1 protein-coding gene and 1 pseudogene are annotated in these 1,134 nt (G+C 74.6%); both read left to right on the top strand.

The genetic code is table 11. The features are described 5' to 3' along the window. Positions 1–53: 53 nt before the first annotated feature. On the top strand, positions 54–620 hold the full coding sequence (locus VR44_RS01380; protein WP_063778889.1) for a TetR/AcrR family transcriptional regulator: 567 nt from the start codon (positions 54–56) through the stop codon (positions 618–620). A 47-nt stretch (positions 621–667) separates the two neighbouring features. After that, positions 668–1,134, top strand: a pseudogene (locus VR44_RS42120) (DUF2470 domain-containing protein); the annotation flags it as partial.

The following is a 1,134-nucleotide window of genomic DNA, read 5'->3' as shown; positions in this document are numbered from 1 at the left end:
ACCCCGCCCCGCGCGCCGCGCCGGCGGCGGCCGGGGCGGGCGTCCAACGTCCCCTGCGGCGCGAGGACGCGATCCGCAACCATGCCCAGATCCTCGCGGCCGCCGAGCAGTTGTTCACGGAGCGGGACCCGAGCGCCGTGACGATGGATCAGATAGCCAAGGCCGCCGGGGTGGGGCGGGCGACCCTCTACCGCCGCTTCCCCGACCCGCCGGCCGTCGCCGCGGCCCTCCTCGACGAGCACGAGCGCATCCTGCAGGGCCGTTTGGCGTTCGGCCCGCCCCCGCTGGGGCCCGGCGCTCCCCCGGCGCAGCGGCTGGCGGCCTTCTACGCTGCCGTCCTGGACCATCTGGAGCGACACCTTCCGCTGACCCTGGGCATCCGGCCGGGCCCGGCCCGGTTCTCCGCGGGCGCCTACCGGCACTGGCGCGCGCACGTCCGGTCCCTGCTGGTGGAGGCCGGAGCCGCCGATCCCGACGTCAGCGTGGACGCCCTGCTGAGCCCGCTCGCCCCGGAGGTCTACCAGTTCCAGCGGCACACCCTCGGCTTCCCGCCCGAACGGATCGCCGAGACCCTCGGACGGCTGGCCCGCGGGGTACTCCCCGAACCACGAATGGGTTAGGTTAGGCATACCTAACCAGATGCTCGCTGGACGAGGGAGAGATCCGCATGCGCCTGCCCGGTGCCCCCGCCGCCACGCCCGCCGCCGCCCGGCCCACCGACGCCGAGCGGGTGCGCTCCGTCCTGGCCGCCGCCCACTCCATGACGGTGGTCATCGACGGCGTGCGCCACGAGGTCCGCCACCTCGACGACGGGGATCCCCTCGGCCGGCTCCATTTGCATCATCCGGCTGGAGTTCACCGACATCGCCCCGACCCCGGTCCGGGACCGGGTGCGCGCCCGCGTCACCGTGCTGGGACACCTGCTGACCCCGTACGCCGGCGAGGAGGCCGGCCCCGACACCACCACCTGCGTGGAATACGGCCAGGCGGTCCTGGAGACCGCGGAGGGGACCTCGTACCTCGGCCTGGAGGAACTGGACGGGGCCTGGCCCGACCCGCTCGCCCCCTACGAGGCGGGCATGCTCACCCACCTCCTCGACGAGCACCCCGAACTGGTCACCCTGCTGCTGCGAC

The organism is Streptomyces katrae, assembly GCF_000966975.1.
Lineage (GTDB): Bacteria > Actinomycetota > Actinomycetes > Streptomycetales > Streptomycetaceae > Streptomyces > Streptomyces katrae.
This window is presented reverse-complemented; position numbering and strand designations above follow the sequence as displayed.